We start from the raw sequence: 19036 nt of genomic DNA on the forward strand, positions 1-19036 counted from the left end.
CGGAAGGTGTGCCTCGAACCCTACGCGGACTTTTGCTCACGGACAAGCAAAACTAGCCCTGCGCGCCCGCCAAGTCGGGCACCCGCCGCACAGAAGCACGGGCGCTGTGGTTGACTCTGGCCATGTCCCCGCGCCGCCGCATCACCGTCAGCGCGGTCGGCGAGCTGCTGCTCCTGCTGGCCGACGGGGCGCCCCGGACGCGGGCCGACGTGGTCGCCGAGACGGGCCTGCCGCGTGCGGCCGTCTCCGCCCAGCTCGACGTCCTCACCGCCTCCGGCCTGGTCGCCCGGCAGGACGACGCCCCCTCCTCCGGCGGCCGTCCCGCCGCCCGCGTGGCCTTCGACCCGCGGGCGCGCAGCCTCCTCGCCGTCGACCTGGGCGCCGCGCACGCCGTCGTCGCCCTGACCGACCTCGACGGCACGGTCCTCGCCCGCCGCCGCGAGAGCATCGCCATCGCCGACGGCCCCCTCGCCGTCCTCGGCCACGCCCTCGACGTCGCCGCGGCCCTGCTCGGCCGGACTCCGGCGGCCGGCCCGCTCGCGGGAGTCGGCGTCGGCGTCCCCGGACCCGTCGAGCACGCGACGGGCCGCCCGGTGAAGCCGCCGATCATGCCCGGCTGGGACCGCTTCGACATCCCGGAGTTCGTCGGCCGCCGCCTCCCCGTACCCGTCCTCGTCGACAACGACGTGAACCTGCTGGCGCTCGGCGAGCACGCCGACCACTACGCCGACGTGGACGACCTCCTCTACGTGAAGGTCTCCACCGGCATCGGAGCCGGGATCGTCAGCGGCGGCGCCCTGCAGCGCGGAGCCCTCGGAGCCGCGGGCGACCTGGGCCACGTGCAGGTCCCCGGCGACCGCGGCGAGGCCGACCTCGAGGCGATCGCGAGCGGCTCGGCGATCGCCCGCCGGCTGACCGAGTCCGGGATCGACGCCGCCAGCACCTCCGACGTCGTCACCCTGCTGACCGGCGGGGACCCCACCACCGTCGAGCTCACGCGCGCCGCCGGCCGCGACATCGGCGAGGTGCTCGCCACCTGCGTGAACCTCCTGAACCCGTCCGTCATCGTCGTCGGCGGCAGCATCGCCCAGGCCAGCCACGAGGTCCTCGCCGGGGTCCGCGAGGTCGTCTACCGCCGCTCCCTCCCCCTGGCGACCCGCGCGCTCGACATCGTGCAGGCCGCGGCCCAGGGCGGAGGCGTCCGCGGTGCCGCCCTGATGGTCCGGCGCCACCTCCTCTCCCCCGCGCACGTCGACGCCTTCCTCGACGCCTGAGCTGCCGGCGCGGGCCGTAGCGCCCCGGTGAGAGGGCGCGGGTCGGCGTGCCGATTCGACCGGGCGCCGCAGGGGGCAGAGAATGAATCGGTGCCCGACCTGCAGCTCTCCTTCCCCTGGGAGACGCAGCCCGTCTTCACGGACGCCGAGCCCCCGCACCTCCGGAGGGTCGTCGCCGACTCCTCGGACCGCGTCGCCTGGCTCCGCGCCCGCTCGCGCGGCATCACGGCGACCGACGTCGCCCGCCTCTCCTCCCCCGCCGCGATCGGCAAGGCAGCGCTCGACAAGCTCTACGGCACCGGCTTCGGCGGCAACGCCTTCACCGACCACGGCCGCGCCCGCGAGCCCGAGATCGCCGCCTGGGTGCGGAGCGAGCACGCGATCGAGCCCAGCAGCACCCTCTTCCACGCGAGCCAGGAGCGGCGGCACCTCGCCACGCCCGACGGCATCGGCCTCCGCGAGGACGGCCGGCTCGAGCTCTGCGAGATCAAGACCACGACGAAGCCGTGGCGGAGCATCCCGCGCCACTACCTGCGGCAGGTCTTCTGGCAGCAGTACGTCCTCGGCGCCGAGCGCACGCTCGTCGTCTGGGAGCAGCACCGCGACTTCGTGCCGATCGAGGGCGAGCCGAACTCCCGCTGGGTCGACCGCGACGAGGACGAGATCCACATCCTCGTGCGGCTGGCGGGGATGCTGATGGCCGAGCTGCACGAGCGGACGCGCGCCCGGTGACGGTCCTCCTCCTGCACGGCCTGGGCGGCGACCGCTCCCAGCCGCTGGGGCTGCTGCGCTCCGCCCTCCCCGCCGGCAGCGAGGTCATCGCTCCGGACGTCCGCGCCCACGGCGCCTCCGAGCTGCTCGGCGCGCCCGGCGACTTCGCCCTCGAGGCGCTCGCCGACGAGGTGACGGAGGAGATCGTGCGCTCCGGAGCCGCGCACAAGCCGCTCACGGTGCTCGGCATCTCGATGGGCGCGGCGATCGCCCTGCGCCTCGCCGTCCGACGCGTGCTGCCGATCGACCGCGCCGTCTTCGTGCGTCCCGCCTTCACCGCCGAGCCGCTGCCCGAGAACCTCACCGTGTTCCCCGTCATCGCGCAGCTGCTGCACGACCACGGCGCGAAGCGCGGCGAGCGGATGTTCCGCGCCTCGGGCCTGTTCGCGCGCGCCGCCGAGGTGTCCCCCGCGTCGGCGGAGGCGCTGACGCTGCAGTTCCGCTCCCCGCGCGCGGCCGAGCGCGCCGTCCGGCTCGCCCAGATCCCGCGGAACGCCGCCTACCGCGACTCCGGAGAGCTGGGCGAGGTCATCGCGCGCACCCTGGTGATCGCGGCCGAGCGCGACCCCGTGCACCCGGTCGAGGTCGCGGAGGCGTGGGCTAGGGCTCTTCCGGATGCGGACTGCGAGCGGGTGCCGTCGCGGGACGAGGGCTTCGCCGCTCAGCAGGACCGGATCCGCGGGCACGTCCGCGGCTGGCTCGCTCGGCGCTGAGGTCCTCGAGCGCGAGCACCAGGCCGACGAACGCGAGCCAGAGCACTGCGATCGCCGTCGCCACGAACTCGAGCGTGCCGCCGAGCCGCAGCCACACGCGCAGGAGCGACAGGATCCCACCCGTCCCGGCGACGACCGCCACCGAGATCCCGGCGGCGAGCGAGAGCCGCGCGACCGCAGGGCGCCCCCGCACGGTCGCCAGCTGGAGCATCGCGGCGCAGGCGGCCCCGAAGCCGAGCACGGCGGCCGAGGTGTGGATGAGGTCCTGCCAGCGGAAGGCCGGCCCGACCGGCAGCGGGCAGCCCGCCGTGCAGGTCACCTGCGAGGCGAGCGCGAAGCAGGCGGCCGCCAGGAGGATGGCGCCCGCCGGGCGGAGGGCGGGCAGCAGGCGGGCGCGCACGGGCCAGGCGCCCGCGGCGATCAGCGCACCGCCGGCCGCCACGAGCAGAAGGGCGGCCTCGAAGGCGCCCGCCGTCGGCAGGTCCGGCGCGCCCATCTCGCTGACGTAGACCCAGCGGCTGGTGCCGATGCTGATCCGGGCGGCCAGGAGGACCACGAGCCCGGCCAGGACAAGGAGGGCACCGCCGACCAGCAGGGTACGTCGGCGTCGCATCCCCTCATCGTGCCAGACCGGGCGCCCGCGGCTCCGCGCGCCAATCTTCTCCCGAGGGTGACACCCCCGTAACAGCGCCGACTCATTGCCTCGATTGACTGGTCGCGGCGTCGGATGCGGGGATCGGGGGCGACGTCCTCGGCACGCTCCACCCGCACGCCTCAGCGACAGGAAAGGCGACGATGCACACCAGCGCGCTCGGGCACGGCCTCGCGATCGGCGAGATCCCGGAGGAGGTCGTCCTCCCCGACACGATGACGGCGGCGGTGATCGACGCGCCGGGCGACGCCTCCGCCCTGCACCTGGCGACCGTGCCGACACCCTCCGCCATCAACGCCGAGTTCACCGTGAAGGTGGTCGCGGCCGGCGTGAACCCGCTCGACGCGAAGACGCGCGCGGGCCAGGGGGTCGCCTCGCAGATCGCCTCCTACCCTGCGGTCCTCGGCCACGACTTCTCGGGCGTCGTCGTCTCGAGCCCCTACCCGGCGCATCCGCTGCGGCCGGGCGACGAGGTCTACGGCTTCGTCATGGTGCCGCGCTACTCGGGCTCCTACGCGGAATACGTCAGCGTGCCGAGCGTCTCCATCGCGCGGAAGCCGTCGACGCTCTCGCACGTCGAAGCGGCCGGCGTCCCGCTCGCGGCGCTCACCGCCTGGGGCATGGTCGTCGAGCTCGCCAAGGCGCACGAGGGTCAGCGGATCCTCATCCACGCCGGGTCGGGCGGAGTCGGCCACTTCGCGGTGCAGTTCGCCGCCTACTTCGGCGCCTCGGTGATCGCGACCGGCTCGACCCGCAACCTGCAGTGGCTGCACGAGCTCGGCGCCGCGCAGGTGATCGACCACACCGCCGAGCGCTTCGACGAGCTGCTGTCCGGCGTCGACGTGGTCATCGATCTGGTCGGCAACGTCCACGACGACACGGGCTCGCGCTCGCTGAGGGTCCTCCGCCCCGGGGGCCTGATCGTGAACGCGCCCACCGGGAGCTGGCCCGGGTTCTTCGAGGAGGCGGCCGCTGCGGGCGTGCGCGCCTCCACCTACCGCGTCGCTCCCGACGGGGCGACCCTCGGCGTGGTCTCGCGCCTTCTCGAGTCGGGCGACGTCCGCGTCTTCATCGACGGCATCTTCCCCCTCGCCCGCGCCTGCGAGGCGCACGAGCAGCTCGAGACGGGCCACACCCGCGGCAAGATCGTCCTCACCGTCTCCGAGGGCTGACCTCGGCGAGATGCCACTCGGATACGCCGCGCGGAGCGGGTCGCGTACCCGGGTGGCGTCTCGCGGGGAGGGTCAGGCGAGAGAGCGCTCGAGGACGAAGTCGTCCTCCCAGCGGTCGCCGACGAGGAAGCGCTTGCGGCCGACGACCGCGAAGCCGTGCTTGGAGTAGAACCGCTGAGCACGCGCGTTCTCCTCGTTGACGCCGAGCCAGACGCCCGCGGCACCGTGTGCCCGCGCCTCCTCGAGGGTCGCGGCCATCAGCGCGGCCGCCGCTCCGGAGCCGTGCCGGCCGGGCAGGAGGTAGAACTTGCTGAGCTCGACGGTCGGACGCAGCCGGATCGCCGCGACGACGTCGGCGTCGGCGGGCTCCCCGCGCACGAGCATCGCGTAGCCGGTCAGCGCGCCGGAGTCGTCGTCGACCAGGAGCGAGCGGAGCGGATCGGCGAGGTGGTCGCGGAAGCGCTCGACCGAGAGCACGGTGCGCACGAACTCGGCCTTCGCCTCCGCGGTGGTGTGCGGCGGGCAGGCCAGCGGGAAGGTCGCGGCGGCCAGCTCGGCCAGGGCCTCGGCGTCGGCGGCAGACGCCCGGCGGACGGTCACGGGAGGCGCGGCGAAGCGGAGCGGCGGATCACCGGTCCAGTATGCCGGGACGACGAAGGAGGGGGCCCGCCGAAGCGGACCCCCTCCTCACGTCAGTGCGTGCTCGGCTCAGGCCAGGACGTTGACGTCCAGCGGGATGCCGGGGCCGAAGGTCGTCGAGACGGCGGCCTTCTGGATGTAGCGGCCCTTCGAGGAGGACGGCTTGAGGCGGAGGATCTCGTCGAGCGCGGTCTTGAAGTTCTCCTGGAGCTGCTCCTCGGTGAACGCGGCCTTGCCCACGACGAGGTGCACGTTGGCGTGCTTGTCGACGCGGAACTCGATCTTTCCGCCCTTGATCTCGGTCACGGCCTTCGCCACGTCCGGGGTCACGGTGCCGGTCTTCGGGTTGGGCATGAGGCCGCGGGGGCCGAGCACCTTTCCGAGACGGCCGACCTGGCCCATGAGCTCCGGGGTCGAGACGGCGGAGTCGAACGAGGTGTACCCGCCCGCGACCTTCTCGATGAGCTCGGCGCCGCCGACCTCGTCGGCACCGGCGGCCAGCGCGGCCTCGGCGGCCGGACCGGTCGCGAACACGATGACGCGGGCGGTCTTGCCCGTGCCGTGGGGCAGGATGACCGTGCCGCGGACCATCTGGTCGGCCTTGCGGGGGTCGACACCGAGCTTGAGGGCGACCTCGACGGTGCTGTTGAACTTGGCGGAACCGGTCTCGCGGGCGAGCGCGACGGCCTCGTCGGCCGTGTAGAACTTGCCCTCTTCGAGCTTGGCCGCGGCGGCCCGGTAGGCCTTCGACTTCTGTGCCATGTTGTTTCTCCTTGAAACGAGAATGTGGTTCTAGAGCCTGGCGGGCTCTCCCACGGGGGTGATGGAGTTCTGGTGGTGCCGCGATCGCGGCCGTGACTGCTGCTCGCGGGAGGCGGAGAGGTCGTGCGGAGGCGCTTCCGGACCGGGCGTGCGACCCCGCTGAGGGGCCGCCGTCGGGTTCTCGAGGCTTCCGCGGTGGGTCCGCGCCGGTGGGCGCGTCGCTCCCGCCGTCGAGCAGCGCGTCGCGCTACTCGACCGTGATGCCCATCGAGCGGGCGGTGCCGGCGATGATCTTCGCGGCGGCGTCGATGTCGTTGGCGTTAAGGTCGACCTGCTTCGCCTCGGCGATCTCGCGGACCTGCGCCTGGGTGAGCTTCGCGACCTTCACGGTGTGCGGGGTCGAGGAGCCCTTGGCGACGCCGGCGGCCTTCTTGATGAGCTCCGCCGCGGGCGGGGTCTTCAGCACGAAGGTGAACGAGCGGTCCTCGTAGACGGTGATCTCGACGGGGATGACGTTGCCGCGCTGCGACTCGGTCTGCGCGTTGTACGCCTTGCAGAACTCCATGATGTTGACGCCGTGCTGACCGAGCGCCGGACCGATCGGGGGCGCGGGGTTGGCCGCGCCGGCCTTGATCTGGAGCTTGATCAGGCCGGTGACCTTCTTCTTGGGGGCCATTCTGATTCCTTTTCTCAGGGTTCGAGCGGTCGGGGGCTCCCGGCCGCTCTCCCGCGCATCCGACGGTGCCGGATCGCGGTGGAGGAGGGTCGTCCGGCGCGCACAGAGGCGGGCGCCGACACGAAAACCCGTACGAGCTTACACGAGCGGGGCCACCCCCGACAGGGCGGAGGAGGTGCCGACGCCCGGGGGCGCGTGGGGCGGTGCCGGAGGGGGCGCCGCCCGGAACGGCGAACGCCCCCTCCGACGTGCGGAGGGGGCGTTCACGCGGCGCGGAGGCGACGCGTCAGAGCTTGGTGACCTGGTCGAACGACAGCTCGACCGGGGTCTCGCGCTCGAAGAGCGAGACGAGCACGGTGAGCTTGCCGCTCTCGGGCTTGATCTCGCTGATCGAGCCGGGAAGACCCGCGAACGAGCCCTCCTTGATGGTGATGGTCTCGCCGATCTCGAAGTCGACCTCGGCGGGCAGCACGCGCTGGGCCTGCTTCTGCCCCTTGGCACCGGAGGTCTTCGAGGGGGCGACATCCTTGATCTCGACGAGGCTCTTCAGCATCGTGAAGGCCTCCTCGAAGCGCAGCGGGGTCGGGTTGTGGGCGTTGCCCACGAAGCCGGTGACGCCCGGGGTGTGGCGGACGACCGACCACGAGTCCTCGTTGAGGTCCATGCGCACCAGCACGTAGCCGGGGATGCGCACGCGGGTGACCATCTTGCGCTGGCCGTTCTTGATCTCGACCACGTCCTCCATCGGGACCTGGACCTCGAAGATGTAGTCCTCGGCCTCGAGCGAGACCTTGCGGTTCTCGATGTTCGACTTCACGCGCTTCTCGAAGCCGGCGTAGGAGTGGATGACGTACCACTTGCCCGGCTTGCCGCGCAGCTCGGTCCGGAAGGCCTCGTACGGGTCGATGTCGGCGAGGTCCTCACCGGCGGACTCGGCGTCCTCGGCGGCGACCTCGGCCTCGTCCTCGACGGCCTCGAGGGCCGCTTCGGCCTCCTCGACGGTGTCGATGTGCGCGGCCTCGTCGACCGCGGAGTCGGCCTCGGGGTCGTCGACGGAGCCGATGGCGTCCAGCGCTGCCTCGAGGTCGGAGGCGAGGTCGTCCTCGGACTCGTTCTCGTCGATGATGCTCAGCGCACCCTGCTCGGCGGGCTCGACGGCGTCCTCAGCCTGCGACTGGACGTCGCCCTCCTGCTCCTCCTCGACCTCCGACGACTGCTCGGCAGCCGTCGCCCAGTCGACGTCGTCGCGGTTTCTGTCAGACACTCGTCACAACTCTCTCTCGATCGATCGGTCGCGCCCCTCGGGGCGCGTCCCGCTGTCGCCGGCACCCTCCGCTCGCGCGGCCCGGATGCTCTCGGGTCAGGCGGCGGGTGTGCCGAACACGTACGTCACGGCCAGGGCGAAGACCCAGTCGAGGAAGGACACCAGCGCCATCATGATGACGACGAAGATCAGCACGACCACGACGTAGTTGCCCAGCTCCTTGCGGGTGGGCGTCACGACCTTCTTCAGCTCGGCGATGACCTGCCGGATGAAGAGGGCGATGCGCGCGAACGGGTTGCGCCGCGCGGCTCGCTGCTGATTGGCGATCGCGACGACGTCCTCGCTCGGCTCGTCGACTGCTTTCCCGGCCACCTGCACGCACCTTTCCCGCACCGGAACCTCCGGTGTGGCCGACCGCCCGTCATGGGCGGCCCTGGACCGATGACCGCAGCGTCGCGGGGACCGCGTGCGACGGGCATCGATGTGCAGGGCGGACAGGGCTCGAACCTGCAACCTGCGGTTTTGGAGACCGCTGCTCTACCAATTGAGCCACCGCCCTATGGATGCCGTTGCGAGCATCCGAGGAGGAGACCGACCCGCCGCCCCACCGCCGCGACCCTCGCGGGCGCTGCGGATGAGGGCAGAGATCGACTACCTCGGACGAGTGTACGTGGACCCGAAGGGCGTGTCCAGCCGAGCGGCGGGGGGCCTCGGAGCCCCGTGTGCGCGCAGGATACGCTGGCCGTCGTGTCCTCCACCACGCGCATCTCCGCCCGCATCGCCGCCATCGCCGAGTCCGCCACTCTGAAGGTCGACGCCAAGGCGAAGGCCCTCCAGGCCCAGGGCCGCCCGGTCGTCTCCTACGCCGCCGGCGAGCCCGACTTCCTCACTCCCGAGCACATCGTCGAGGCCGCCTCGGCCGCCGTGCTCGACCCGAGGAACTACCGCTACACCCCCGCGGCGGGACTCCCCGACCTCCGCGCGGCCATCGCGGAGAAGACGGCGCGCGACTCCGGATGGGCCGTCGACCCCTCGCAGGTCGTGGTCACCAACGGCGGCAAGCAGGCCGTCTACCAGGCCTTCCAGACCCTCCTCGACGACGGCGACGAGGTGCTGGTGCCGACCCCGTACTGGACCACCTACCCCGAGGCGATCAAGCTCGCCGGCGGCGTGCAGGTGGACGTGTTCGCGGGCGCCGACCAGGGCTACCTGGTCACGGTCGAGCAGCTGGAGGCCGCGCGCACCGAGCGCACCAAGGTGCTCCTGTTCGTCTCCCCCTCCAACCCCACCGGCGCCGTCTACTCGGCCGAGCAGACCCGCGAGATCGGCGAGTGGGCCGAGGAGCACGGCCTCTGGATCATCGCCGACGAGATCTACCAGAACCTCGTCTACTCCACCGGCGACCAGGACGACGCGAGCCCGCTCGAGCACGCGACCTCGATCGTCGAGGCGGTGCCGGCCCTGCGCGACCGGACGATCCTCGTCAACGGCGTCGCGAAGACCTACGCGATGACCGGCTGGCGCGTCGGATGGATGGTCGGCCCGGCCGACGCGATCAAGGGCGCCTCGAACCTCCAGTCGCACCTCTCGAGCAACGTCTCGAACATCTCGCAGCGCGCCGCGATCGCCGCCCTCACCGGCCCGCAGGAGCCGGCCGAGGAGATGCGCCTGGCCTTCGACCGCCGCCGCCGCACCATCGTCGCCGAGCTGAACGCGATCGACGGGATCGAGTGCCCCACCCCCGGCGGCGCGTTCTACGTCTACCCCGACGTGAACGGGCTGCTGAACCGCGAGTGGAACGGCACCACCCCGACGACCTCCCTCGAGCTCGCCGACCTCATCCTCGAGCAGGCCGAGGTCGCCACCGTCCCCGGGGAGGCCTTCGGACCGAGCGGCTACCTCCGCCTGTCCTACGCCCTCGGCGACGACGCGCTCCTCGAGGGCGTGCGCCGCTTGCAGCGGCTCTTCGGCACCGTCTAGCCCCTCTCCTCCTGCGTCGTCGATAGGCCGCGGCCGGCTCGACGACGAGGTGCGTCGCAGAAAGCGGGATGCGCAGCGCGGACGACGATCCGCCGACACGCGGATCGCCGGTCGCCGCTCGACCGTGCCTCACGGTGACCGGCGGGTACTGCGACGCGCCTGTCCGACAGGTGAGGGGTGCCTGGCATCTCGGGGCGGGGAGGGCAAGAGGGAGGCGGAAATCGGGGATCACTGTCGCCGGAGGGGTGCGACAGGGCACGCTGTGACGATGAGCGAAGACCACGCCGTCCGAGTCCGCGACCTGCGGAAGGACTACGGGGGCGCTCCGGCGGTCGCGGGAGTCTCCTTCGACATCCACCGGGCCGAGACCTTCGCGCTCCTCGGCCCGAACGGCGCCGGGAAGTCGACGACCATCGAGATCCTCGAGGGCTACCGCGACCGCTCCGGCGGCGAGGTGTCGGTGCTCGGGGTCGACCCGCGCCACGGCGACCTGGCGTGGAAGGCGCGTCTGGGGATCGTCCTGCAGTCCAGCGGCGAGTCCGGCAACGCGACGGTCCGCGAGCAGATCGCGCACTTCGCCAGCCTCTATCCGCGACCGCGCGACGTCGACGAGACCATCGAGGCCGTCGGGCTGACGTCCAAGGCCCGCTCGCGCATCGGGCGCCTCTCCGGCGGCCAGCGCCGCCGTGTCGACGTCGCCCTCGGCATCATCGGCCGTCCCGAGCTGGTGTTCCTCGACGAGCCCACCACGGGATTCGACCCCGAGGCCCGCCACTCCTTCTGGGACCTGATCGCTCTGCTCAAGAGCGAGGGCACGACCATCCTGCTCACCACCCACTACCTCGACGAGGCCGCCCGCCTCGGCGACCGCGCCGCCGTGATCTCCGGCGGGCGGCTCCTGGCCATCGGCCCGATGAGCGCGATCGGAGGGGACGAGGCGCGCGTCCCGATCGTGCAGTGGCGCGAGGACGGCGTGCTGCACCGGCTGCGCACCACCGAGCCCGCCCGGACCGTCGCCGAGCTGCACGCCCGGATCGGGGAGCCGACGGCGCTCGAGGTCGTCCGCCCCAGCCTCGAGGACATCTACCTCGACCTCATCCGCGAGGACCGCGACGCGGTCGACCTGATCGGAGAGCCCGCGTGACCGCCGTCGCCACCCGCCCCCGCACCCTCTCCACTGGCCCGGGACGCACCGTCCGCCTCGGACTCGCCCGCGCCCGCTACGAGATCCGCTCGTACTTCCGCGCTCCGGACCAGGTGTTCTTCACCTTCCTCTTCCCGGTGCTGCTCCTGACGATCTTCTCGGTCGCGTTCGGCGACACCGCGGTGATGCAGGCGAACCCGCAGGACCCGGGCATCCCGATGGCCGAGTACTACGTGCCGGGCCTCGCCGCGGCCGGGATCCTGCTCTCGGGCGTCCAGAACCTGGGCGTCGACATCGCGGTCGAGCGCGGCGACGGCACGCTCAAGCGCCTCGCGGGGGCACCGCTGCCGGTCTTCAGTTACTTCATCGGCAAGTTCGGCCAGGTGCTCGTGACGAGCCTCGCGCAGACGGCCCTGCTGCTCCTCGTCGCGGCGACGGTGTTCTCGGTCGAGCTGCCCACCGACAGCGGGCGCTGGGCGACCTTCGCCTGGGTCTACCTGGCAGGAGTCGCGACGTCGGCCATCCTCGGCATCGCCGTCTCCGCGCTGCCCCGCTCGGGCAAGAGCGCGACCGCCGTGATCGTGCCGCCGCTGCTCGTGCTGCAGTTCATCTCGGGGTCGTACCTGTCGTTCACGACGCTGCCGGACTGGCTGCAGAACACGGCGAGCGTCTTCCCGCTCAAGTGGATCGCGCAGGGCATGCGCGCCGTGTTCCTGCCGAGCGGGTTCGAGGAGGCGGAGGTGAACGGGTCGTGGGACCTCGGCGGCGTCGCGCTGGTGCTCGGTATCTGGCTCGTCGTGGGGCTCGTCGCCTGCCGCTTCGGCTTCCGCTGGATCCGCCGCGACAGCTGAGCCGGAGGAGGCCGCGGCCGGAGGGCGCGCGTCCCCGCGAGCGCGGGGCCTGCGCGCGCAGACCGCGCGGACTCAGACCGCGGTGCCGACCACGACGGGCTCGGGGTGCAGCAGCACGCCGAACTCCGCCAGGACGCGGCCCTGGACGTACCGGGCGAGCTCGGCGACCTGCTCGGCCGTCGCTCCTCCGCGGTTGGTCAGGGCGAGGGTGTGCTTGCTCGACACGGCGGCCCGCGAGCCGGGCAGGGCGAAACCGCGCGAGACGCCGGCGTGCTCGATCAGCCACGCGGCGCTGAGCTTCACCAGGCCGTCGGCGCGGGGAGGCACGGGCAGCCCGACGGGCGCTCCGGCCTCGACCGCGGCGAGCGGAGTGATGACGGGCGCCTCCGCCGTCGGCTCGACCGGCCAGCGCGGCGCCTCGGGCGGCAGGGAGTCGGCGAACGCGCTCGTGACGAGGGGGTTGGTGAAGAAGGAGCCGGCGCTCGCGGTGTCCGGGTCCTCCGGATCGAGGACCATGCCCTTGCCCGCACGCAGCGCCAGCACGGTCTCGCGCACCCGCGCGAGCGGCACGCGGTCGCCGAGCGCGACTCCGAGCGCCGACGCCAGCTGACCGTAGGCGACGGGAGTGCCGTCGCCCTCGGCGCCGACCTCCTCGAGCGCGAACTCGACGGCCAGCACCGCGCCCCGGCGGCCCTGCTTGATCACGGAGGTGCGGTAGGCGAACTGCAGCTCCTCCGCCGTCAGCCGGACGGGCTCGCGGGCGCCCTCGTCGAGGAAGTCGACCGCGACCAGCGTGTCCGAGAGCTCCTGGCCGTAGGCGCCGATGTTCTGCACGGGCGACGCACCGACCGTGCCGGGGATGCCGCTGAGGGCCTCGAGGCCCGCCCAGCCGCGCTCCACGGTCGTCGCGACGAGGCCGTCCCACGACTCGCCCGCCTGGACCCGCAGGAGCACGCGCCCCGGCTCGTCGGAGGGGAGCCGCTCGACGCCGGTGGTGCGCACGCGCACGACCGTGCCCTCGACCCCGTCGTCGCCCACGAGGAGGTTGGAGCCGCCGCCGAGCAGCAGCCACGGCTCGTCGTCCGACCACAGGCCGACGAGCGTCTCGACCAGCTCCGCCTCGGTGGCGGGCTCGACGAGGCGCTCGGCGGGTCCGCCGACGCGGAGGGTGGTCAGGGCGGAGAGCAGCGGCGCGGAGGTCACGCGAGTCGGACCCGTGCCTGGGCCTTGCCGAGGACGGACTGGCCCTCGACCGAGACGGCGAGGTCGACGCGGACCCAGCCCTCCTCGGCGTTCACAGCACCGATCCTGGCGACCACGTCGATGGCGGCGCCGTCGCGCGGGTCCACCACGACGGGGCGGGTGAAGCGCACCTGGTAGTCGACCACGCGTCCGGGGTCGCCGACCCAGTCGACGACGACCTGCACCGCGGTGCCCATCGTGAGCATGCCGTGCGCGAGCACGCCGGGCAGGCCGACCTCGGCGGCGACGTCGTCGCGGTAGTGGATGGGGTTGAAGTCGCCCGAGGCGCCCGCGTAGCGCACCAGGGTGCCGCGGTCGATCGGGAAGCGGCTCTCGGCGACGACCTGGCCGACGCTCAGCTCGGCGAGAGCGGGCAGTGCGGTGCTCATTCGTCTCCCCTGACCACGAGGGTCGAGATCGCGGTGACGACGTGCTCGCCGCTCGCGTCGACCATGCGGGACTCGGTGGTGACCATCGAGTGGGCGCCGAGCTTCTTGATGGCGGCGACCGAGAGGGTCGCGGTCAGCTCGTCGCCGGCGACGACCGGACGGGACAGCACGAAGCGCTGGTCTCCGTGCACGACGCGGCTGAAGTCGATCCCGCCGTCGGGCTCGGCGAGCAGCTGCTGGAGCGTGAACTCCTGCACGACGACGGCGAAGGTGGGCGGAGCGACGAGGTCGGGGTGCCCGGCGGCGCGGGCGGCCTCGACGTCGTGGTGCAGGGGGGAGGTCGCGGAGACGGCGCGGGCGAACTCGCGCACCTTCTCGCGCCCCACCTGATAGGGCTCCGTGGGCGCGAAGACGCGCCCGACGAGTTCGGTGTTCACTGGCACCCGGCCATACTAGGCGCTGCCGTCGCAGGGCCCTCGGGGCTCCGGAGGCGCCGCCGGTGGTCACCCGGGTATGACCACCGGGAATTTCCCATCCGTGTATGGCTGACCCGCGGCCGAACTTCTCCGAAGCTGGCGGGCATGTCGACACCCACTCCCGAGCGCGACTGGGCGACCTACGCCCGCGAGCTCGGCACCAACATGCACCGGGCCCGCATCGCCAAGGGCGCCAGCCAGGAGCGGATCGCCCACGCGGCCGGGCTCGCGGGCTACACCTACCAGAAGTTCGAGAAGGGCGAGTCGAAGCCCGGCTCGCCCGCGAACCCCACGCTGCACACCCTCCTCGCGCTCTGCGAGGCGCTCGAGATCGAGCTGACGGACCTCCTACCGCCCGACCCGCCGCGCACCTCACGAGGCGCCGAGTAGCCGGAGCACCGCGCCGGCCAGCCGCGACCCCGAGCTGAGATCGAGGTCGACCTCGCCGAGCCCGTCGGCCTCCAGGCGGAGCCTGTCCTCCCCCGACTCCCCCGGGCGGCACAGGGAGACGTGCACCGTCGCGCCCGCGGCCCCGTCTCCACGCGCCCAGAGCACCACCGGGAGCGAGCTCGCCGCGGAGCGGTGCAGCCGCTCCGCCACTGCGACCAGCTCGTCGTGCTCACCCGTACACCAGCGCGGGCACCCCTCGTCGTTCCTGCCGTCCATCCGCTCCTCCACGTTCCGCACCCCTCGGTCGAGGAGACCAGCCCACCAGGCGGTACCGACACCGAGGGCCCGCCGCGCCCCGATCCCGACCGGGGTGTGGACAGGAGACGGTCGTCCGCCCGTTGTGGAGGAGCGAGGACCAGGATCCCATACGCAGGTGGTGCCGCCAGGGGTCCGGCACGAAGCACCGGCGCGGTGTCAGCGGTGGACGATCAGCCAGGTCGCGATCGCCGTGGTCGAGCCCGTGTTGACCATGCGGTGCGGCCGCTCGCACGGGAACGTGATGGCGTCGCCCGGCCCGAGGACGACCGACTCGTCCTCGAACTCGACCGTCAGCTCTCCGAGCGTCACCGTCCCCATCTCGAACCCGTCGTGGCGGAGCAGCTGCCGGTGCGCCGTCGAGGTCGAGCCCGGCGGGTAGGTCGACTCGAAGAAGTCGACGGCGTCCAGCGGACGCGGCGCCAGACGGCGGAACAGCACTCCGCCCTCGAGCGCCACGGGCGCCGACTCGCGCGCCCGGACGACCGCGGTCTCGACCGGCGCCGACGCGCCCTGGTCGAACACGGCGGACAGCGGGACCCCCAGCGCGTCCACGAGGGCGATCAGCCGGCCGACCGAGGGCTGCATGGCTCCGCGCTCGATCTGCGAGACGGCGCTCACGGAGATGCCGAGTCGTCCGGCGAGTGCCTTCAGCGACAGGCCCGCCGAGAGCCGCAGCTCCCGCAGCCGGGCGCCGAGTCCGGCCCCGTCCGCGATCGCCCGGGCGGCCGCCTCGTCGGGCGCGGTGTCGTCGGAGGGCATGGCCCGTCCCCTCTCGCGGATCGTCACACAGCCGTAACGGAGCCGAAACGAGCGGCGGCCTCCCGACTCGTAGCGTGGCCCGCGTGAAGTGATCACTTCACTCGGAACGCTCTCCGCGACGCCCCGCCTCCTCGGCCGGACGTCCCGACCACCCTGACACATCCGCTCCGTGCCGCTCTGCGCACGACCGCCCGAGAGGTGGATCCACCCATGTCCGACCGCGTCACCGCACCCCGAGTCACCGCTCCTCCCGTCGATCCGGATCCCGCCGCCGCGGCGAGCGCCGGCTACGACGACCGCCTCTCCAACGAGGACCTCGCCCCGCTCCGGAAGCAGCGCTGGTCGAGCTACAACATCTTCGCGTTCTGGATGTCGGACGTGCACAGCGTCGGCGGGTACGTGACCGCGGGCTCGCTCTTCGCGCTGGGCCTGGCCGGCTGGCAGGTGCTCGTCGCCCTGGTGGTGGGCATCGTGATCGTGCAGGTCTTCTGCAACCTCGTCGCCAAGCCCAGCCAGGTCACCGGCGTGCCCTACCCCGTCATCAACCGGGCGATCTTCGGCATCCGCGGCGCGAACATCCCGGCGATCATCCGCGGACTGATCGCGATCGCCTGGTACGGCGTGCAGACCTACCTGGCGGCGCAGTCGCTGAACATCGTCTTCCTCAAGTTCTTCCCGGGCATGGCCGCCCTGAACACGCCCGAGGCGTCGTTCCTCGGCCTCTCGGCCCTGGGCTACCTCTCCTACGCGATCCTCTGGGTCGCGCAGGCCGCGCTGTTCTGGCGGGGCATGGAGTCGATCCGCCGCTTCATCGACTGGGCGGGACCGGCGGTCTACGTGGTGATGCTCGTGCTGGCCGTCTACCTGGTGTCGCAGGCGGGCTGGGAGAACATCTCGCTCACCCTCGGCTCCGGCGAGCCGCTCGACCTCGCCGCCGCGGTGCCGGTGATGATCTCGGCCGTCGCCCTGGTCGTCTCCTACTTCTCGGGCCCGATGCTCAACTTCGGCGACTTCTCCCGGTACGCCCGCAGCTACGGCGCCGTGAAGCGCGGCAACCTGCTCGGCCTCCCGATCAACTTCCTCTTCTTCTCCCTCCTCACCGTGATCACCGCCTCGGCGACCGTGCCGGTCTTCGGCGAGCTGATCACCGACCCGATCGAGACCGTCGAGCGGATCGACACCTGGTTCGCCGTGCTCCTCGGCGGGCTCACCTTCGTCATCGCGACGATCGGCATCAACATCGTCGCCAACTTCATCTCCCCCGCGTTCGACTTCTCGAACGTCAACCCGAAGAAGATCAGCTGGCGGATGGGCGGCATGATCGCCGCCGTCGGCTCGGTGCTGCTCACCCCGTGGAACTGGTACTCGAACGACACCGCCATCCACTACACGCTCGGCATCCTCGGCGCGCTGATCGGACCGCTGTTCGGCGTCCTCATCGCGGGCTACTACCTGATCAGCCGCCAGCGCGTCTGGGTGGACGACCTCTACACGATGAGCGAGAAGGGCCGCTACTGGTTCTCGCGCGGCTTCAACCCCAACGCCGTCTGGGCGACCGTGATCGGCGGAGTCCCCTCCGTCGCCTCGGTGCTCGTGCCGCGCTGGATCGCGGAGGCGGGAGGCGCGGAGTTCACCTGGCTCGGCGACTACAGCTGGTTCCTCGGCTGCGGGCTCGGATTCGTCGCGATGGCCGTGCTCGAGCGGCGCGCGCCGCGGATCGGGCGCCTCGACGAGGACCTCGAGCACGTCAGCGACGGCTCGACCGTCTGATCCGGCCGGCACGGAGGAGGGATCCGCTCCGGCCGCTCCGCATCCCGCGGACCGGCGGCCGGGCGGGTCCCTCCCCCTCCCGGCACCCGAACCGAGGAACCACCATGCGCATCACCGTCGTCAACCCGAACACCAGCACTGCGATGACCGCGGCGATCGGCCGGGCCGCCCGCTCCGTCGCCTCGCTCGGCACCGAGATCACGGCCGTCACCCCGCCGATGGGTCCGGCGTCGATCGAGAGCCACTACGACGAGGCGCTCGCCGTGCCCGGCGTCCTGCACGAGATCGCCCGGGCGGAGGCGGCCGGCTGCGACGGCGCGGTCATCGCGTGCTTCGGCGACCCGGGCGTCGACGCCGCGCGCGAGATCGCGAGCGGCCCGGTCGTGGGGATCGCCGAGGCCGCCATGCACATGGCCGCGCTCGTCGGCCGGGGCTTCAGCGTGGTCACCACGCTCTCGCGCACGAGCGGCCGCGCCTGGGACATCGCCCGCCGCGCCGGGTTCAGCGACGCCTGCCGTCAGGTGCGCGCCTGCGACATCCCCGTGCTCGAACTCGACGACCCCCGCTCCGACGCCCGCCGCGCGATCCTGGCGGAGTGCGCCGAAGCGCTGGCCGTCGACGGGTCCGACTCGATCGTGCTGGGCTGCGCGGGCATGGCCGACCTGTGCCGCGACCTCTCACGGGAGCTGGGCGTGCCCGTGATCGACGGCGTCGCCTCGGCGGTGCGCCTGGTGGAGGGGCTCGTCGCGATGGGCGTCAGCACCTCGCGGCGCGACGAGTACGCCGCGCCGCGGACGAAGGCGATGGCGGGGCTGCTCGCTCCGTTCGAGCGGGTCTGAGGTTCCACGTCCCGTGCAGTCGGGCGTTCTGCCGGACCCCCGACCCGGACCCACCTGCGAGGATCGGGGGATGAGCGTCCTCCGCGATCTCGGCCTCGGTGCCCGGCTCTTCCTCCGCGGCTTCCGCACCTGGGTCCGCTCGCCGCGGGCGATGCTCCTCGGCGCGATCCCGCCCCTGATCGTCGGTCTGGTCTTCGTCGGCGTGCTGGTCCTGGTGCTCACGCGGGTGCAGGACGCGGTGACCGCGCTCACCCCGTTCGCAGGCGGCTGGGACGAGGGCACGGCCGCCACCGTCCGCCTGGTGCTCTCGATCGCGGTGGTCGGCGCCGCGCTCGCCCTCGGCGTGGTCCTCTTCGCCGCGGTGACCCTGCTGGTCGGCGACCCCTTCTACGAGCGGATCTGGCGGCGGGTCGAGGACGACCTCGGCGGCGTGCCCGACGAGCGCGAGAGCACCTTCTGGCAGGGGGTCGGCCGCGGCCTCCGCGACTCCGCCGTGCTGGTCGCCACCTCCCTCGGGATCGGCGTGGTCCTGGTGCTGCTGGGCCTGGTGCCGCTGGTCGGCTCGATCGTCGGCCTCGTCGCCGGCGCCCTGGTCGGCGGGAGGGCCCTCGCGCTCGAGCTGACCGGGTTCGCGGGCGACGCCCGGGGGCTCTCCCTCCGCGACCGCCGCCGCCTCCTCGGCGAGCACCGCGCGGTCTCGCTCGGCTTCGGCATCGCCGTCTACCTGGCGTTCCTCGTCCCCGGGGGCGCGGTCGTCGCCACCCCCGCCGCGACGGCCGGCGCGACCCTCCTGCTCCGGACCCTGCGGGGCGAGCCGACCGAGCGGCCGGCCGCCTGACACCGCTTGGCCGCCGCCCGGCTCTCCCCTAGACTCGCCGCGTGCGCACGTCGATCCGAAGCCCCTGGTGGCCCGCCTCCTAGGCGGACCGACGCGCAGACCCCTCGCACGCGACCG

22 protein-coding genes and 1 tRNA gene are annotated in these 19036 nt (G+C 72.8%); 11 read left to right on the plus strand and 12 right to left on the minus strand.

Annotated features, from left to right (window positions below; all coding sequences use genetic code 11):
• The first annotated feature begins 122 nt into the window (after window positions 1–122).
• The 3 genes from C5C54_RS01810 (at window position 123) to C5C54_RS01820 (ending at window position 2758) form a co-directional block, all read left to right on the plus strand.
• The gene (locus C5C54_RS01810; RefSeq protein WP_104223637.1) at window positions 123–1274 is read left to right on the plus strand and encodes an ROK family transcriptional regulator; all 1152 of its coding nucleotides are present in this window, start codon (window positions 123–125) and stop codon (window positions 1272–1274) included.
• Window positions 1275–1373: 99 nt separating this feature from the next.
• Entirely contained in the window at window positions 1374–2006 is a 633-nt protein-coding gene (locus C5C54_RS01815; protein ID WP_104223661.1) for a YqaJ viral recombinase family protein, read from the plus strand.
• Entirely contained in the window at window positions 2003–2758 is a 756-nt protein-coding gene (locus C5C54_RS01820) for an alpha/beta fold hydrolase (protein WP_181074521.1), read from the plus strand. Before C5C54_RS01815 ends, C5C54_RS01820 begins: the two co-directional genes overlap by 4 nt.
• Here C5C54_RS01820 and C5C54_RS01825 read toward each other — a convergent pair.
• Window positions 2646–3371, minus strand: a complete 726-nt coding sequence (locus C5C54_RS01825) for a DUF998 domain-containing protein (RefSeq protein ID WP_104223635.1) — start codon at window positions 3369–3371, stop codon at window positions 2646–2648. The two genes, C5C54_RS01820 and C5C54_RS01825, sit on opposite strands and share 113 nt — an antisense overlap.
• 182 nt (window positions 3372–3553) lie before the next feature.
• Between C5C54_RS01825 and C5C54_RS01830 the strand changes: the two genes are divergently transcribed.
• Entirely contained in the window at window positions 3554–4582 is a 1029-nt protein-coding gene (locus tag C5C54_RS01830; protein WP_374952914.1) for an NADP-dependent oxidoreductase, read from the plus strand.
• Window positions 4583–4654: 72 nt separating this feature from the next.
• Here the strand turns inward: C5C54_RS01830 and C5C54_RS01835 are convergent, their stop codons facing one another.
• The 6 genes from C5C54_RS01835 to C5C54_RS01860 all read right to left on the minus strand — a co-directional run bounded on the left by C5C54_RS01835 (window position 4655) and on the right by C5C54_RS01860 (window position 8482).
• A complete protein-coding gene (locus C5C54_RS01835; protein WP_104268595.1) occupies window positions 4655–5182 on the minus strand; it encodes a GNAT family N-acetyltransferase in 528 nt (175 codons plus the stop codon).
• 108 nt (window positions 5183–5290) lie between these two features.
• On the minus strand, window positions 5291–5983 hold the full coding sequence (gene rplA / locus C5C54_RS01840; protein ID WP_104223633.1) for a 50S ribosomal protein L1: 693 nt from the start codon (window positions 5981–5983) through the stop codon (window positions 5291–5293).
• A gap of 247 nt (window positions 5984–6230) precedes the next feature.
• A complete protein-coding gene (gene rplK / locus C5C54_RS01845; RefSeq protein WP_104223632.1) occupies window positions 6231–6659 on the minus strand; it encodes a 50S ribosomal protein L11 in 429 nt (142 codons plus the stop codon).
• A 286-nt stretch (window positions 6660–6945) separates the two neighbouring features.
• Window positions 6946–7923: a transcription termination/antitermination protein NusG gene (gene nusG / locus C5C54_RS01850; RefSeq protein WP_104223631.1), complete on the minus strand. Its 978-nt coding sequence runs from the start codon at window positions 7921–7923 to the stop codon at window positions 6946–6948.
• 96 nt (window positions 7924–8019) lie between these two features.
• Window positions 8020–8295: a preprotein translocase subunit SecE gene (secE, locus tag C5C54_RS01855; RefSeq protein WP_068208793.1), complete on the minus strand. Its 276-nt coding sequence runs from the start codon at window positions 8293–8295 to the stop codon at window positions 8020–8022.
• A 114-nt stretch (window positions 8296–8409) separates the two neighbouring features.
• A tRNA-Trp gene (locus C5C54_RS01860) sits at window positions 8410–8482 on the minus strand.
• Window positions 8483–8661: 179 nt separating this feature from the next.
• Here C5C54_RS01860 and C5C54_RS01865 point away from each other — a divergent pair.
• The 3 genes from C5C54_RS01865 to C5C54_RS01875 all read left to right on the plus strand — a co-directional run bounded on the left by C5C54_RS01865 (window position 8662) and on the right by C5C54_RS01875 (window position 11898).
• Window positions 8662–9903, plus strand: coding sequence for a pyridoxal phosphate-dependent aminotransferase (locus C5C54_RS01865; RefSeq protein ID WP_374953278.1), 1242 nt, complete (start codon window positions 8662–8664; stop codon window positions 9901–9903).
• Between the two features lie 268 nt (window positions 9904–10171).
• Complete coding sequence (locus tag C5C54_RS01870) at window positions 10172–11047, plus strand: ABC transporter ATP-binding protein (protein ID WP_104287775.1); 876 nt, start codon at window positions 10172–10174, stop codon at window positions 11045–11047.
• Window positions 11044–11898: an ABC transporter permease gene (locus C5C54_RS01875; protein WP_104223629.1), complete on the plus strand. Its 855-nt coding sequence runs from the start codon at window positions 11044–11046 to the stop codon at window positions 11896–11898. The genes C5C54_RS01870 and C5C54_RS01875 overlap by 4 nt, the downstream gene beginning before the upstream one ends.
• 72 nt (window positions 11899–11970) lie before the next feature.
• Here the strand turns inward: C5C54_RS01875 and C5C54_RS01880 are convergent, their stop codons facing one another.
• The 3 genes from C5C54_RS01880 to C5C54_RS01890 are packed head-to-tail and all read right to left on the minus strand — an operon-like array spanning window position 11971 to window position 13972.
• Entirely contained in the window at window positions 11971–13101 is a 1131-nt protein-coding gene (locus tag C5C54_RS01880; RefSeq protein WP_104223628.1) for a UDP-N-acetylmuramate dehydrogenase, read from the minus strand.
• Window positions 13098–13529, minus strand: a complete 432-nt coding sequence (locus C5C54_RS01885; protein WP_104238284.1) for a MaoC/PaaZ C-terminal domain-containing protein — start codon at window positions 13527–13529, stop codon at window positions 13098–13100. The genes C5C54_RS01880 and C5C54_RS01885 overlap by 4 nt, the downstream gene beginning before the upstream one ends.
• A complete protein-coding gene (locus C5C54_RS01890; protein WP_104287685.1) occupies window positions 13526–13972 on the minus strand; it encodes a MaoC family dehydratase N-terminal domain-containing protein in 447 nt (148 codons plus the stop codon). Before C5C54_RS01890 ends, C5C54_RS01885 begins: the two co-directional genes overlap by 4 nt.
• 138 nt (window positions 13973–14110) lie before the next feature.
• Between C5C54_RS01890 and C5C54_RS01895 the strand changes: the two genes are divergently transcribed.
• Complete coding sequence (locus tag C5C54_RS01895; protein WP_104223625.1) at window positions 14111–14395, plus strand: helix-turn-helix domain-containing protein; 285 nt, start codon at window positions 14111–14113, stop codon at window positions 14393–14395.
• Here C5C54_RS01895 and C5C54_RS01900 read toward each other — a convergent pair.
• Window positions 14378–14671: a DUF6907 domain-containing protein gene (locus tag C5C54_RS01900; RefSeq protein ID WP_104262968.1), complete on the minus strand. Its 294-nt coding sequence runs from the start codon at window positions 14669–14671 to the stop codon at window positions 14378–14380. The genes C5C54_RS01895 and C5C54_RS01900 overlap by 18 nt on opposite strands.
• Window positions 14672–14869: 198 nt before the next feature.
• Complete coding sequence (locus C5C54_RS01905; protein ID WP_104227043.1) at window positions 14870–15472, minus strand: helix-turn-helix domain-containing protein; 603 nt, start codon at window positions 15470–15472, stop codon at window positions 14870–14872.
• 210 nt (window positions 15473–15682) lie between these two features.
• Between C5C54_RS01905 and C5C54_RS01910 the strand changes: the two genes are divergently transcribed.
• From C5C54_RS01910 to C5C54_RS01920, 3 genes are all read left to right on the plus strand, one after another.
• Entirely contained in the window at window positions 15683–17242 is a 1560-nt protein-coding gene (locus tag C5C54_RS01910) for an NCS1 family nucleobase:cation symporter-1 (RefSeq protein ID WP_104227042.1), read from the plus strand.
• Window positions 17243–17346: 104 nt separating this feature from the next.
• Window positions 17347–18081, plus strand: a complete 735-nt coding sequence (locus C5C54_RS01915) for an aspartate/glutamate racemase family protein (protein WP_104262967.1) — start codon at window positions 17347–17349, stop codon at window positions 18079–18081.
• A gap of 70 nt (window positions 18082–18151) precedes the next feature.
• A complete protein-coding gene (locus tag C5C54_RS01920; RefSeq protein WP_104260448.1) occupies window positions 18152–18919 on the plus strand; it encodes an EI24 domain-containing protein in 768 nt (255 codons plus the stop codon).
• The last annotated feature ends 117 nt before the right edge of the window (window positions 18920–19036 follow it).

This window comes from Rathayibacter sp. AY1F2, assembly GCF_002930885.1.
In the GTDB taxonomy this organism is placed as follows: Bacteria; Actinomycetota; Actinomycetes; order Actinomycetales; family Microbacteriaceae; genus Rathayibacter.